This is a genomic window from Shimia thalassica, from assembly GCF_001458215.1.
Classification (GTDB): domain Bacteria; phylum Pseudomonadota; class Alphaproteobacteria; order Rhodobacterales; family Rhodobacteraceae; genus Shimia; species Shimia thalassica.
This window is the reverse complement of record NZ_CYTW01000003.1, coordinates 198428-212341: the sequence shown is the minus strand read 5'-3', so window position 1 is coordinate 212341 and position 13914 is coordinate 198428. Positions and strand designations below refer to the sequence as shown.

Genomic DNA, 13914 nt, shown 5'->3' with positions numbered 1-13914 from the left:
CAGTTGCTATCCTAGCTTTAAACAAAACGTCAACGGGAACCCGACGACAAATTGCCCCAAAACGCCTCATGCCGCTGCGATATCACCTATTTGCGCTTGCATTGAGCGCGCCCACTTGCTTTTGAAACACCGCTCGGGGCACTCTGAGACAAGAATAGACAAAAACAAGAACGGGCTTCGCTTTTGAGAAGCCCTTGACGATCGGGACTGACCCAATGGAAAAAATACCTATGACCCGCGCCGGTTTCACGGCGCTGGAAGCAGAACTAAAGAAACTAAAGTCTGTAGAACGTCCTGCAATCATTCACGCGATTGCAGAAGCACGCGAATTGGGTGATCTGAAAGAAAACGCAGAGTACCATTCGGCACGCGAAAAGCAGGGCTTCATCGAGGGTCGAATCAAGGAACTCGAAAGCGTTATCGGCCTTGCGGATGTTATTGACCCAACAGGTTTTACAGGATCGATCAAATTCGGCGCGACAGTAACACTTGTCGATGAAGACACCGATGAAGAAAAAACATGGCAAATCGTGGGTGAACACGAAGCCAATGTCGAAAAAGGCCTTCTGAACATCAAATCGCCTATTGCGCGAGCATTGATTGGCAAAGAAGAAGGCGACAGCGTAGAAGTGCGCACTCCGGGCGGCAAGAAAAGCTACGAGGTGCTCGCAATCTCGTATGTTTAAAGTAACGGCATCGCAGGTACAGGCATGACTGAGGAAAGCGGAAGCAACTCGACACCACCGGGATTGTATGACCAACCGACACCCCCGCGGGTGACGGGCATCGAGGTCATTGCAGTGGTGCTCAGCCTTCTCTGGCTTGCCGGAACTGCGATGTTTTTTCTTGTGCTGGGGCCGGGAACAACGTCTGGCGCCGCCGGTGTGGACGGTTTGCGCTTTATCATGACGATGCTGGCGATCTTTCTGCCGGTTGCCATGATTTGGGTCGCAGCCACCGCAGCCCGGTCCAGTCGAATCATGCGCGAAGAAAGCACCCGCCTTCAGGCCGCTATTGACGCGATGCGCCGCACCTATGTGGCCCAATCCCAAGGTACGGCCAGCAAGATTGCGGCGGAACCTTCGGTCGCGCGAAAGCTGGACGAGATTGCCGCTGCCCAAAAGAAAACGGAATCGGCGCTGGCGACGTTCTCGACAACGCGGGATCGGAGCATTCGCAAGGTTGCCACGCCTGAAGAGCAAGCCGTGCCTCACGAAGATCAGGGGCTGCTTGCGTTGGGAACGCCTGCCGAGGACCTTTCCCCGCCCTTGCAGCGAGAAATCTTTATCAACGCGCTGAACTTTCCTGAAAATGCAGAGGACAAAGAAGGGTTCTCTGCCTTGCGCAAGGCTTTGAAAGACAGGCAGGCATCACAGTTGATCCAGGCGGCGCAGGATGTTCTCACCCTCTTGTCGCAAGATGGCATTTACATGGATGATCTGCGCCCCGATCTGGCCCGCCCCGATATATGGCGTCGCTTCGCAGCCGGTGAACGCGGGAAAGTGATTGCCCAGCTGGGGGGAATTCGGGATCGCTCGTCACTGGCCCTGACGGCCGGTCGCATGAAGCAGGATCCAATCTTCCGCGATGCCGCGCACCATTTCCTGCGCCGTTTCGATCGCATGTTTGTGGATTTCGAAGAGACCGCATCGGATTCGGACATCGCTGCCCTGTCCGATACCCGAACGGCCCGTGCGTTTATGCTTTTGGGCCGTGTTGCTGGAATTTTCGACTAACCCCGAAAACGACAAAGCCCACCCTTTCATGGGGCGGGCTTTTTCTTTCGTCGACATCATGACCTGCCGGCTCGACTACAGACCGAAGCCCGCATAGGGCATAAAGATCACCGGAGTTTCGTGATCCACGTCACAGGCCTCGTCCGGCAGTTCAACAAGCCCTTCAGCCCAAGACAGCCCGCTTATCCGTCCGGACCCTTCCGAAGCAAAAACCTCGGCCTTACCGTCGCGCAGACGCGCGCGCAGGTATTCGCGCCGACCGGGCTTCTTTGATTTTGCAAACGCCGCCGGCACGGTTAAACGCAACGGGCTTTCCCATCCCGCTCCGGCCAAAAGGCTCATTGCTGGTTTGGCAAACACAAGCGTGCAGACCATCGCCGCCACGGGATTTCCGGGCAGTCCAAAAACCGGCGTGCCCTTCCAGACACCCAATGCCAAAGGACGCCCCGGTTTGATTGCGATACGCCACAGGGTCATTGACCCGCTTTCATTCAGCAAAGCGGACATGTGATCTTCATCACCTGCAGAGGCACCACCAGACGTCAGGATCACATCCGCTTGGTCCGCAGCCCGATCCAGAAACCCGCGCAACTCGTCGCGAACATCCGGCGCGCGCCCCATATCAATCGGCTCAAAACCAAAGCGGCGGATCATCGACAACAACATCGGCCTGTTGGCATCAAAGATCTGATCCGCACGGGCCGTCTCGCCAGGTTCGGCAAGCTCGTCTCCGGTCGACACCACGGCAACGCGCAGCTTACGGCGCACCAGAACTTCGGATACGCCTGTCGCCGCCATTAAGGCCAGATCCGCAGGGGTCAACTTGCGACCGGCTGTCAGAATGGTTTCACCCGCATCTACATCTTCACCAGCCCGCCGGGTATTGGCGCCCTTGCGCACAGGTCCATGAAAGGCAATCGCCTGTCCGTCGGTCGACACGTCTTCCTGAAGGATAACCGTGTCCACGCCTTCCGGCAGCGTCGCACCTGTTAAAATCCGGATTGCGTGACCCGCCGCAAGTGACCTGTCAAACGGTTGCCCCGCTGCGGAACGCCCCTCCATCAAGGGCAATGCTTGAGGGCCCTCTTTTGTGTCGGCATGCGCGAACCCGTATCCGTCCACCGCACTGTTGGGGCGCGGCGGGTTTGCACGGGACGCCAGAACGTCTTCGGCCAGAATGCGGTCCAAAGCCCCTGCCAATCCCACGCTTTCGGCTGTGGTGACCACCGAAAGCCGTTTTTTCAGTTCAGACAGAGCCTCGTCAACCGGCGTCCACTGCGTGCCAGACGGTAATGCAAAGCAGTCATCCTTCAGAGGCGGCGGGGTCAGTGTCACAGTCCGGTCTCCTTCGTGATAAAGTCCGCAATCGCCACCGTGTCATCCAGATCAAATTGCGGTCGGTCCAGATCAAGCGGCGTATCGGTGGCAACCGCACGAATGGTGGGGTCATCTGGTGCAATCAACGGATTGTCCGCATCACTGCGCCATGCTTCGATCTTGGGATGGGGTTCGCGCTTGTACCCTTCGATCAGGACAAGGTCGACCGGCTCCAGTTGCGCCAACAGGTCGCTCAACGATGGCTCCTGCCCGCCTCGCAACTCGGTCATCAGCGCCCAACGGTTTTCGGATGCCAACAAAACCTGATGAGCCCCCGCCTCGCGGTGGCGATAGCTGTCGCGGCCGGGCTGGTCTACGTCCACCTTGTGATGGGCATGTTTCAGCGTCGATACCCGCAATCCACGGCTTGTGAACTCGGCCACAAGACGTTCCATCAATCCGGTTTTGCCGGCGTTCTTCCAACCGGTCACTCCGTACACTTGCATCACTGGCCTTTCTTGGCGATGGACCGCGCCACGTCTAGTTCCTGAGGCGTATTCACGTTGAAAAACGGATCGATCCCCATAACCGGAAATTCTGCTGTGACTGCACCGTGCTGATCCGTCCAGAGCACCACTTTGCGCAACCCGTCGTTCAGGGCCGCGCGAAGATCATCGCGCAGGGCAACCGGCCAAAGCCCGAAGGTGGGTTGTCGCCACAGCTTTCCGCTTTCGGCGTCGCGACTGGCCGCAAGGGCCAGCGGATGTTCCATCCCCTCGGCCGCCAACAGAAATTGCGGCACCAGATCGCATGGGAAAAACGGGGTGTCGGCGGCGGCGGTTACAATTGTATCCGCCCCTTGCTCTGCCGCCCAATCCAATCCGGCCAGAACGCCAGCAAGCGGGCCGGGATGCCCTGCAACACTGTCTGGCAAAACCGGCAATTTCGTCTCGGAAAACCGTGCGGGATCGCCATTGGCATTCAAGGCGACATCTGCAACCTGCGGTGCAAGACGCTCAATCACATGCGTCAGAATTGAGCGCCCTTCCAGATCCAGAAGCCCTTTGTCTCCGCCGCCCATACGCGTTGACCGACCGCCAGCAAGGATTACGCCAAGGGGTTGTTTCATTGAGGTGACCTTATTCGTTGGTAAAAATCGCGAAGGTAAACTTCGCAAAGTGATGTTTGGCCGCTCAACCCGCGGATTTCCGACGGCTCTTTTTGCTTTCTTCGGGCACGGACGACGGGTCCACGTCCCGAATAAGCCGATCATTGCCAGACAAGCAAACAAACCGCTGTCCACGCATACGACCGATCAGGGTCAACCCGACTTCGCGCGCGATCTCGACACCCCATGCGGTGAACCCCGATCGGGACGCCAGCACGGGAATGCCCATCATCGCGGTTTTGATCACCATTTCAGAGGTCAGACGCCCCGTTGTGTAGAGGATTTTGTCATCGGCTGCAGTTTTGGTGTCAAACATCCAGCCCGCCACTTTATCAACCGCGTTATGTCTTCCTACGTCTTCCATATAGACCAGAGGGCGCGCGCCCTTGCACAATATGGTCCCATGGATGGCGCCAGCCTCGAGATAAAGAGAGGGCGTGCGATTGATCTTATGCGCCAGCGCATAAAGGTCTGATGTTTTCACTTCGGTCGCGGGAAGCCTGACATCCTCAAGCCCCTCCATCATGTCTCCAAAAACGGTTCCCACCGCGCAACCGGACGTGCGGGTCTTTTTCTTGAGCTTTTCTTCATGGCTGGTTTCGACTTCCGTGCGCACCACGACGGTTTCAAGCTCTTCGTCAAAGTCCACCCCCGTCACCGTGTCGTCGTCAGACAACATGTGCTGGTTCCGCAGAAAGCCCAAAGCGAGGTATTCGGGGTAGTCCCCGATCGTCATTGCGGTCACGATTTCCTGAGAATTCAAAAAGATCGTAAGCGGGCGCTCTTCTACAACAGAGATGGTTGTCTCTGCCCCGGTGTGATCCACACCATCAACAGCACGGGTCAGCCCCACAGCCGCAGGGTTGGGGGCAATCAGGTATTCCGTCAGTTCATCGTTCGAGGCCAATTGCATATCCTTTGATTGGGCGCTAGGCCGGAGTCTGAGAGCAATCTAGGGAAAGATCATGGCGTCCTCCAGTGTCAAATCCGCCTATTGGAAAGGTGTCCGCAATGGCGCGCCCTTTATTCTGGTTGTGAGCCCCTTCGCCCTGCTGTTCGGGGTGGTCGCAACAGAGGCCGGATTGAACGTTTTCGAGACCATGGCGTTTTCGATCGTGGTGATCGCAGGTGCGGCCCAATTTACAGCGCTTCAGCTTATGAATGAAAACGCGCCAACCCTTGTGGTGTTGGCCTCGGCTCTGGCTGTAAATCTGCGCATGGCCATGTATTCGGCGTCCCTTACCCCTTACATCGGGGGTGCCCCCATGTGGCAGCGTGCCTGGGCGGCCTATTTTACGGTGGATCAGGCATATGCCCTGTCGATCATCGAATACGAAACACACCCGAAACTGACCCTGCCGGAACGCATGGCCTATTTCTTTGGAGTCGTGACGCCGATTTGTCCCAACTGGTACCTGTTCACGTTGATCGGCGCCCTTGTCGGGCAGTCGATTCCACAGGAAATGGCGTTGGATTTCGCTGTTCCCATTACCTTTCTGGCGATGATAGGACCAATGCTGCGCACAGGGGCGCATGTCGCGGCGGCAATGGTTTCGGTTACGCTCGCACTTTTGTTTGCATGGGTGCCCTATAACCTTGGTCTGATGATCGCCGGCATAGGAGGCATGATGGCCGGTGCGCAGGTCGAACTTTGGACCGAGCGTAAGGCCACGCAGGAGGATGCAAAATGATCGATCGGGTCGAACTTTGGATCGTCATCGTTGGCATGGGATTAGGCAGCTTCGGCCTACGCTTCATGTTCACCGGCTTTATCGGTGACCGCAATCTGCCGCCGTGGGTGCTGCGCCACTTGCGCTATACCGCCGTTGCGGTTTTGCCGGGGCTGGTCGCGCCGTTGGTCATGTGGCCTGCAGCGACAAACGGCCAAACCGATTTACCGCGCCTGATTGCGGCGATTGTCACTCTGGGATTGGGGTACTTCACCAAGAACGTGATCGTCGCCATCTGTGGCGGCGCCGCAACGTTGGCTTTCGGCCTGCTGTTTCTGGGGTAATCCTCAGCCGTTCGGCTGTTTGGCGACCAGTTCGGCGTTGTATTCCTTGAGCACCTTGGACTTGTCGTCATCGTCATACTCGTAAAGTGCGGAAGACGTTGCCCCCTTGAGGGCGAAAGCTTCGGCAAGCTTCACTGGATAGTAGGTCACGGGGATATCTTCGAAACCCGGCAACGAATGCAAAATGGTGGATGTGCTGCGTGCGCAGTTTGCCTGTGGCACGGCACCGTTGGTCATCACCTTGCGCAGGGCCAGTTCGGCCACTTCGGGTGACACGTCGAGTTCCTGCACAATCACGTGAAACGACTTGCGTGCGTGATACCGCGTATAGAAATCGGTCCGCGATGGCGTCATGCCGTATACGACGTCGCCTTTTGTCACGATCTGATCGGCGCGAAAATTGCCCGCAGGATCAAAGGCCACACGTTGCGAGGCATTCACCATCAAAGACGTGTGCGCGCCTGCGCCTGTCTCGTTGCTGACCATCGTGAAAAGAGTCAGCCGAGGCGGTCCATCATGAACATAGGCCGCCTGAGCCACCTGTGCATCGGTGTGTACATCTTTGTTAACAGCGCAGGCCGAAACCAATGCAGCGACCATAAGGGCCGCCCCGATGCGAAACAGGTTTTTCATGGGTGGGCTTCCCCGATTTGACAGATCAGCCGTTGACCAGAGCGATAAAAATCAGGGCGCCGATAGACGCAGCAGCAACATAGGTCGATGCCTTGATGAAGCCTGCAAATGTTTTTTCCTGAACGTCGATGTTCATCGATCCGTGTTTATAGTCAGACATAGTCGCGTTTCCTCGTGCAATCTTTGCAAGATGGATAACGGATTCGAAAAGCGCTGTCACCACGTCAATGTCGCGCAGGGGTGTCGTCTCACCCGGTTGCGGTAAAAATCCGTCACCTTCTGTTCTGACCCGACGCGTCCTCATCCTGAACGGCATCCAGATTCGTCAGGAATCGGGACAAAAAACCGTTGAACTGTTCAACCTCGTCTGGCGTGAACCCTTGCAACATCTGCCGCTGGCGATCCAGCGCCACATCCAGAATGCGATCATGCAAGTCCCGTCCGTGCCCTGTCAAAGACCACGCCTTGCGGCGCTCGTCTGATGCGGTGCTTTCGGCACATGCCAAACCGCTTTTTTCCAGACGCGCGAGGCTCCGGCTTACTGCGGCCTTGTCGATCCCCATGGTTTTGCTGGCTTTGGCGACATTGCACCCCGGTTCACGTGTCAGCATGACCAGCATGCGCCAGTCCATTGCGCCGATCCCGAATTCATCCTGATAAAGCCGCGCCGCGCTGCGTGTGAACCTGTTGGCCGCGAAAGTCAGCAGGACCGTTGTCGAGCGTGAAAAGCTGAGGGTTTGCGCCTCGCTTTCCTCGACATTCACAAGGAACAGATCATCGGGAAGCACAGGGTTGTCGGTCATATGGCGGTCCGTTTTGGACAGGTTATACAGCACGAGTTGACATGACAACACATGACGTGATCTAGTTGTGTTGACATGACAACACGTATTGGAAACCTCACATGACGCGGGCATCTGAATACAATATCGATCCTCACGCCTTCTGGGTCGACCCGTACCCCGATCTACGTTCGATGCGGAAGCAGGCACCCATCGTGTATGTGCCGCAGCTGAACGCGTTTTTGATGACCCGCCGCGACGACATTTTCGAGAACGAAAAGAAGGTCGACATATTCTCGTCCGATCAACCTGACGGGCTGATGACCCAGCTCATGGGGCAGAACCTGATGCGCAAAGATGGCGAGCCCCACATGATTGAACGCAAGGCGATTTTTCCTGCCGTGTCTCCGCGGACCGTAAAAGCCGTCTGGAAGAACGCGTTCGAGACATTCACCAACGACATTCTGGCCGATATCCGCCCGCAAGGACAGGCCGATATGGTCAAAGACATTGCCATGCGCATTTCCGGCGAAGCCCTGCAGATTATCACCGGCCTGACCAATATGACGTGGCAGGAACTCGACGCGGTCAGTCAGGGCATGATCGATGGCTGCGCGAATTATTCTGGCGACCCCGAGGTTACAACCCGCTGCAATGCCTCAACCGCTCAAATCGACCGCTGCATCGACGAGATGGTGCCTGTTCTGCGGGAAAAACCGGACTTTTCGCTGTTGTCTGTGCAATTGCAGGCAGGTCTGTCCCCCGATCAATATCGCGCCAATGTGAAACTGGCGATTTCGGGCGGGCAAAATGAACCCCGCGACGTGATTGCAGGGCTCACATGGGCACTTTTGACCCATCCGGTCCAAATGGAAAAGGTCCGGCGCGGTGATGTTTCGTGGATGCAGGCCTTTGATGAATACGCGCGCTGGATGTCACCGGTTGGTATGTCGCCGCGACGTGTGGCGAAACCTTTTACAGTGCACGGAATTGACCTGCTGCCCGAGGATCGCGTGTTTTTGATGTTCGGGTCGGGCAATCGGGATGAAACTGTCTTTGCCAATCCCGATCAGTTCGACGTGTCTCAGGACGCAGGCCCCTCAATAGCCTTTGGTGCCGGACCTCATTTCTGTGCCGGCGCATGGGCGTCGCGGTGTCTGATTGCTGACGTCGCAATGCCCATGATTTTTGAACGTCTCCATGGACTGCGCCTTAACGGAACACCCCGCATAGGGGGCTGGGCCTTTCGTGGGCCGCTAGACATGCCCGTAGCGTGGGAGACCGGTCTAGCTTGACGACTGTCCAAGGTCCGCAGCAAGACGGAACCCGATACGGGTGGGCGCCACTTCTTCCGAGGGTTTTGGCAAGGCGCGCAACATAACCGACAGTTGGCTCACGTGCTGCACCAGTTGCGTCTTAACGCCCATGCTGTCAGAGCCATAAAAAGTGATCATGTCGGGATCGAAAAATCCCATGCCTTCGATCCGCAGAACACCGGCTTCACCACCAGCGAACCCCATTGCAACCTCGTGTTCATTATCAAGCTGCTGCTCAAAGTTCTGGATATAGAGGATCAGCCGCTCATAGGCCCATTCCGCAGGACTTTTCTGACCAACCGGTTTCTGGGAAACGGATTCCGGCACCTCTTTGCAGGCTTCGACATTCGGATCAGCGTGCACTTCGTGCCGGCGCGGTATCGCATCGGCCTCGACAGCTTCGGCCGAAGTTTTGATTTGGTCACCCATTGTGTGTTGTCCTCATTCCACCCGTTGCCACAGCCAGGCACCATCCTCGCGGCGGGTCCGGCTGATCTTACCAACATGATAGAGATGATTGAGGTGAGCAACCGCTTCAACAAGCGCCAGCCCATAGGCCGACCCTTCGATGTTGCGTTTGAAGATCGGCAAGAAACACTCTCCGCCGGTCTTGGGTGTGTCCAGATGGTTGAGCAGACGGTCCAGTGCACCGTGATGGTTGTCGATCAACTGGCGCATCCGTGTCGGCAGCCCCGTAAAGGGCAATTTATGCCCTCCGAGCACCAGATGATCCGGACGGCCCAGCTTGGCCAATCTCTCACAGGCTTCCATCCAGTCGCCCACGGGATCGGCGTCGGGCTCGGTCGCATAGACGCCGATATTGGAACTGATTGACGGCAAAATCTGGTCGCCGGAAATCACGAGATTGTCATCGCGGCTCCAGAATGTCAGGTGCTCTGGCGCGTGGCCGTTGCCAATGTGCACGTCCCAGTCACGTCCACCGATTCGCACGATGTCATCCTGTTTGACGCGTTTATAGCCAACCGGCATCGGATCAACGACATCCGAAAAATTGAAAGGCCGCTCGCTTGCACGTTGGGCATAGACCTCTTCGTTCATGCCACAGGCCCGATAGAACGCCATGGTCTCCTGTGTCGGAACCGCCTGTTCATCCAGTTGCAGCATCCGCGAAAACAGCCAGGCCGTGCGTGATGTCCAAAGAGACGCACCGTGTTCCGACTGAAACCAGCCGGCAAGCCCGACATGATCCGGATGATGGTGCGTGACAATCACCCGCATCACGGGTTTGCCGCCCAAAGGCCCCTCAAGCAAAGTCTGCCAGATCGCCTTTGACTTCTTTGAAGAAAAGCCGGTGTCGATAATGGTCCAGCCGTCCCCGTCATCCAGCGCGTAAACGTTCACGTGATCCAGTGCCATTGGCAAAGGAAGACGCATCCACAAAACGCCCTCGGCAACCTCGATTGCTTTCCCCGGTTCGGGGGCCGCATCCCAAGGGTAACGAATGCCGGTTGTCTCTGCCCCGCTCACGCGACCAGATCTTCCGGGCTCAACGCATAAAGGTCCTCAGCACCGCGCACCGCATGGGCCAAAAGTCCGCCATGTTCCGGCAAAAGACGCGTGATATAGAAACGGGCCAATTTGGTACGAGCCCCGTATTCGCCCTCACCCATCGCGGCACGTAGATGGAAATGCGCCCCCAGAACCCGCGCGAACCCTTTAAGGAAGGGAACCGAGCCTGCAAAGCGGTCGTTCATGTCTGTCTGTGAGACAAGCCATTCCGTTGTCTCACGCAAAGTCTCGGTGGCTTCCCAAACAGGTTCCGCCAATTCGGGGAAGGTGTCGCGTGCCTCTTCCGCGTTGGCTTCGATCTCGTCCAGCAGGCGATAGGCCGCTTCGCCACCATCCATCAGCTTGCGACCAACAAGGTCCATCGCCTGAATGCCGTTTGTGCCTTCGTAGATGGCGGTGACCCGCACATCGCGCGCATACTGTGCCGCGCCGGTTTCTTCGATAAAGCCCATGCCGCCATGCACCTGAACACCCATTTCCGAGACGGCAATGCCGGTATCGGTGCCAAACGCCTTGGCGATGGGGGTCAAAAAGGCCGCGCGAGCCTTGCATTCCTTGTCACCGGTTGCCGTGGTCATGTCGATCGCCACGGCACAGGCCATCGCAATGGATCGCGCAGCAAACGTGTCGGCCTTCATCGTCGTTAACATGCGACGCACATCGGCGTGGTCGATAATCGTTCCGGTGCCACCCGCGATTGGAGAACGTCCTTGCGTACGATCCTGCGCATAGGCCAAGGCGTGTTGGTACGCGCCCTCGGCAACGCCAATCCCCTGACATCCAACCCCGAGACGGGCGTTGTTCATCATCGTAAACATGGCCCGCATACCGTCATGGGCTTCTCCCACGAGCCAGCCGGTCGCGCCGTCAAACTGCATCACCGCTGTCGGGGATCCGTGCAGACCCAGTTTCTCTTCAAGGCTGACAACCTTCAGGGTGTTCGCGACACCGGGCTCGCCGTTTTCATCCGGGATAAACTTTGGTACGATAAACAGGCTGATGCCTTTTGTGCCGGGCACACCATCGGGCAAGCGCGCCAGAACAAGGTGGCACACGTTGCCGGTAAAATCATTGTCACCCCAGCTGATATAGATTTTCTGACCCGTCACAGCAAAGGACCCGTCCCCGTTGGGTTCCGCCTTCGAGCGCAACGCACCAACATCGGATCCCGCCTGCGGCTCGGTAAGGTTCATGGTCCCGGACCATTCGCCTGTGATCAGCTTCGGCAGATAGACGGCTTTGATGTCATCACTTGCATGATGTTCAAGCGCCTCGATCTGGCCCTGTGTCATCAACGGGTTCAACTGAAGCGACAAACAGGACGCGCTCATCATTTCGTTCACCGCTGTGGTGATCGTATGAGGCAACCCCATGCCGCCATATTCCGGATCGGCGCTGGTCGAAATCCATCCACCTTCTGCAACCTTGCCATACGCCTCGGCATAACCGGGTGAGGTGCGCACCACACCGTTTTCAAGCTCTGCCCCTTGCAGATCGCCATTGCGCTGAACAGGGTACATGACCTCTTCACACATCTTGCCGGCTTCGGTCAGGATCGCATCGATCACGTCCTTGTCGGCTTCTGCAAAACGATCGGTTTCGATGACCTTTTGCAGATCGACTACGTGCTCGAACAGGAACTGATAGTCAGAAACGGGGGCGCGAAATGGCATGACACTCTCCAGATGTTGCGACTTGGCTTTAGAATGAAGCGCTTGTATGCAGGTTTGCACTGCAGGGTATAGGGCGCGATTTGTCCTATCAAAGAGAACGCAGCGTCACGGGAAAGAGTGTTTTGGAAACCGAAAACCTTCTAGCAGACCAGGCAGGCTATGCTCGCGCAAGCACGATACTCCACGATGGGGGGCTCGTCGCCTTCCCGACCGAGACCGTTTATGGCCTCGGGGGTGATGCCCGAAACGACATGTCCGTGGCGCGTATTTTCGAAGCCAAAGGGCGTCCACGGTTCAATCCGCTGATCGTGCATGTGGATTCTGTCGAAACCGCCCAGCTTTATGTCGAGTGGAGCGATACCGCTGACAGGCTGGCGTCAATCTTCTGGCCCGGCCCTTTGACACTGGTTTTGCCCCTGAAACCCAACACAGGCCTGTCGGCTCTGGTCACCGCCGATCTTCCGACATTGGCCGTGCGCGTTCCGGAACATCCTGTTGCCAATGCACTTTTGGCCGAGTTTGGCGGCCCTGTTGCCGCGCCTTCGGCAAATCCCTCGGGCAAAATCAGCCCCACCAAGGCCAGTCATGTCGAGCGTGGTCTGTCTGGCAGGATAGACGCGATTCTTGATGGCGGAGATTGTGGCGTCGGGCTTGAATCCACGATTGTCGGACTTGACGGGCAGCCCACATTGCTGCGCCCCGGCGGCCTGCCCACGGAAGCCATCGAAGCGGCACTTGGAACCACGCTGGATGTGTTCAAATCGGGGGACCCTCTGTCTGCCCCCGGCCAGATGACATCGCATTACGCCCCCGGTGCCCCGGTTCGTTTGAATGCAACCGACCTGCGCGACAACGAAATGCTATTGGGCTTCGGTCAGGTCGAGGCCACAATGAACCTGTCACCGTCGGGGGATTTGGTCGAAGCGGCGTCGAATCTCTTCCACCACCTACACATGATGGATTCGCTCGGCGCCGAAGTGATCGCAATTTCCCCGATTCCGGATCATGGACTTGGCCGCGCCATCAATGACCGCCTGCTGCGCGCAGCAGCGCCCAGACCGTAATTCCCACCACCAAAGCTTCTTCTGGCCAAAAATATCCATGAACAGCCGTGGTAACACAGCGCGACCTTGAGATGGCGCTATGCGTGTCCCGCCGTTGCCGACAAAGACAAGGGATCAATCCCGAGCGACCGTATCGCTTCGGGCCAAACATCGCCGTCTCCGACACCGAAAACCAGCGCTTGGGACGGCTCGGCCGTCAACCAACCGTTCTGACCGATTTCGTTTTCGAGTTGCCCCGGTCCCCATCCGCTATACCCCAGCGCCATCAGGGCGGAACTTGGCCCTTCGCCGGCAGCGATCTCCTCGAGAATATCCAGCGTCGCCGTCATGGAAAACCGCCCGTCAACACGCAAGGTCGACAGCTCTGAATGATAGTCGGGCGTATGCAGCATAAAACCGCGGCCGGGCTCGACCGGCCCGCCAAAGTAAAGACCCGCAGCGTCTGTTTCATCCGTTCCGTCCAACGAAACCTGCTTCATCAGATCAGACAGGCTCATGCCATCAATCGGCTTGTTCACAATAAGACCCATCGCCCCCTTGGCCGAGTGATCACAAAGTAAAACAACAGAATTGGCAAATCTGGTATCCCCCATGCCGGGCATGGCGATCAGTATTTTACCAGTCAGGTTCAGCTCTTGGGATGTGGCGTCGGTCACGATGCAAGGCTCCTCTCATACCTTC

At 57.2% G+C, this 13914-nt stretch carries 17 protein-coding genes; 6 read left to right on the top strand and 11 right to left on the bottom strand.

The window, feature by feature from the left end; genetic code table 11:
* The first annotated feature begins 215 nt into the window (after positions 1-215).
* Together greA and PH7735_RS14330 are read left to right on the top strand one after the other, a co-directional pair.
* Positions 216-686, top strand: coding sequence for a transcription elongation factor GreA (greA, locus tag PH7735_RS14335; RefSeq protein WP_058312079.1), 471 nt, complete (start codon positions 216-218; stop codon positions 684-686).
* 24 nt (positions 687-710) lie between these two features.
* The gene (locus PH7735_RS14330; protein WP_058312078.1) at positions 711-1736 is read left to right on the top strand and encodes a hypothetical protein; all 1026 of its coding nucleotides are present in this window, start codon (positions 711-713) and stop codon (positions 1734-1736) included.
* Between the two features lie 75 nt (positions 1737-1811).
* Here the strand turns inward: PH7735_RS14330 and PH7735_RS14325 are convergent, their stop codons facing one another.
* The 4 genes from PH7735_RS14325 to PH7735_RS14310 all read right to left on the bottom strand — a co-directional run bounded on the left by PH7735_RS14325 (position 1812) and on the right by PH7735_RS14310 (position 5134).
* On the bottom strand, positions 1812-3071 hold the full coding sequence (locus tag PH7735_RS14325; RefSeq protein WP_058312077.1) for a molybdenum cofactor synthesis domain-containing protein: 1260 nt from the start codon (positions 3069-3071) through the stop codon (positions 1812-1814).
* Positions 3068-3559 carry a molybdopterin-guanine dinucleotide biosynthesis protein B gene (gene mobB, locus PH7735_RS14320; RefSeq protein WP_058312076.1) on the bottom strand — a complete coding sequence of 164 codons (492 nt, stop codon included), beginning with the start codon at positions 3557-3559 and terminating at the stop codon, positions 3068-3070. Before mobB ends, PH7735_RS14325 begins: the two co-directional genes overlap by 4 nt.
* Positions 3559-4182 (bottom strand): molybdenum cofactor guanylyltransferase MobA, encoded by a 624-nt coding sequence (gene mobA / locus PH7735_RS14315; protein ID WP_058312075.1) that lies wholly within the window; start codon positions 4180-4182, stop codon positions 3559-3561. Before mobA ends, mobB begins: the two co-directional genes overlap by 1 nt.
* 64 nt (positions 4183-4246) lie before the next feature.
* Positions 4247-5134, bottom strand: a complete 888-nt coding sequence (locus PH7735_RS14310) for a formate dehydrogenase accessory sulfurtransferase FdhD (RefSeq protein WP_058312074.1) — start codon at positions 5132-5134, stop codon at positions 4247-4249.
* Between the two features lie 52 nt (positions 5135-5186).
* Between PH7735_RS14310 and PH7735_RS14305 the strand changes: the two genes are divergently transcribed.
* Positions 5187-5912, top strand: a complete 726-nt coding sequence (locus PH7735_RS14305) for an AzlC family ABC transporter permease (RefSeq protein ID WP_058312073.1) — start codon at positions 5187-5189, stop codon at positions 5910-5912.
* Positions 5909-6235, top strand: coding sequence for an AzlD domain-containing protein (locus PH7735_RS14300; RefSeq protein ID WP_058312072.1), 327 nt, complete (start codon positions 5909-5911; stop codon positions 6233-6235). Before PH7735_RS14305 ends, PH7735_RS14300 begins: the two co-directional genes overlap by 4 nt.
* 3 nt (positions 6236-6238) lie before the next feature.
* On the opposite strand, the gene PH7735_RS14295 is transcribed toward PH7735_RS14300, so the two are convergent.
* The 3 genes from PH7735_RS14295 to PH7735_RS14285 all read right to left on the bottom strand — a co-directional run bounded on the left by PH7735_RS14295 (position 6239) and on the right by PH7735_RS14285 (position 7671).
* Positions 6239-6868: a hypothetical protein gene (locus PH7735_RS14295; protein ID WP_058312071.1), complete on the bottom strand. Its 630-nt coding sequence runs from the start codon at positions 6866-6868 to the stop codon at positions 6239-6241.
* Positions 6869-6893: 25 nt separating this feature from the next.
* A complete protein-coding gene (locus PH7735_RS14290; RefSeq protein ID WP_058312070.1) occupies positions 6894-7028 on the bottom strand; it encodes an aa3-type cytochrome c oxidase subunit IV in 135 nt (44 codons plus the stop codon).
* A gap of 112 nt (positions 7029-7140) precedes the next feature.
* Entirely contained in the window at positions 7141-7671 is a 531-nt protein-coding gene (locus PH7735_RS14285) for a MarR family winged helix-turn-helix transcriptional regulator (protein WP_058312069.1), read from the bottom strand.
* Positions 7672-7772: 101 nt separating this feature from the next.
* On the opposite strand from PH7735_RS14285, the gene PH7735_RS14280 reads away from it, so the two are divergent.
* Positions 7773-8945, top strand: a complete 1173-nt coding sequence (locus PH7735_RS14280; protein ID WP_058312068.1) for a cytochrome P450 — start codon at positions 7773-7775, stop codon at positions 8943-8945.
* Here PH7735_RS14280 and PH7735_RS14275 read toward each other — a convergent pair.
* From PH7735_RS14275 to PH7735_RS14265, 3 genes are read right to left on the bottom strand one after another with little or no spacing between them, the layout of a single operon-like run.
* Positions 8937-9395 carry a DUF6173 family protein gene (locus PH7735_RS14275; protein WP_058312067.1) on the bottom strand — a complete coding sequence of 153 codons (459 nt, stop codon included), beginning with the start codon at positions 9393-9395 and terminating at the stop codon, positions 8937-8939. The genes PH7735_RS14280 and PH7735_RS14275 overlap by 9 nt on opposite strands.
* Positions 9396-9407: 12 nt before the next feature.
* Entirely contained in the window at positions 9408-10454 is a 1047-nt protein-coding gene (locus PH7735_RS14270) for an MBL fold metallo-hydrolase (protein WP_058312066.1), read from the bottom strand.
* A complete protein-coding gene (locus PH7735_RS14265) occupies positions 10451-12169 on the bottom strand; it encodes an acyl-CoA dehydrogenase (RefSeq protein WP_058312065.1) in 1719 nt (572 codons plus the stop codon). The genes PH7735_RS14270 and PH7735_RS14265 overlap by 4 nt, the downstream gene beginning before the upstream one ends.
* 122 nt (positions 12170-12291) lie before the next feature.
* Here PH7735_RS14265 and PH7735_RS14260 point away from each other — a divergent pair, with 122 nt between their 5' ends.
* Positions 12292-13233, top strand: coding sequence for an L-threonylcarbamoyladenylate synthase (locus tag PH7735_RS14260; RefSeq protein ID WP_058312064.1), 942 nt, complete (start codon positions 12292-12294; stop codon positions 13231-13233).
* A gap of 77 nt (positions 13234-13310) precedes the next feature.
* On the opposite strand, the gene PH7735_RS14255 is transcribed toward PH7735_RS14260, so the two are convergent.
* Positions 13311-13865 carry a YqgE/AlgH family protein gene (locus tag PH7735_RS14255; RefSeq protein ID WP_058312268.1) on the bottom strand — a complete coding sequence of 185 codons (555 nt, stop codon included), beginning with the start codon at positions 13863-13865 and terminating at the stop codon, positions 13311-13313.
* Between the last annotated feature and the right edge of the window lie 49 nt (positions 13866-13914).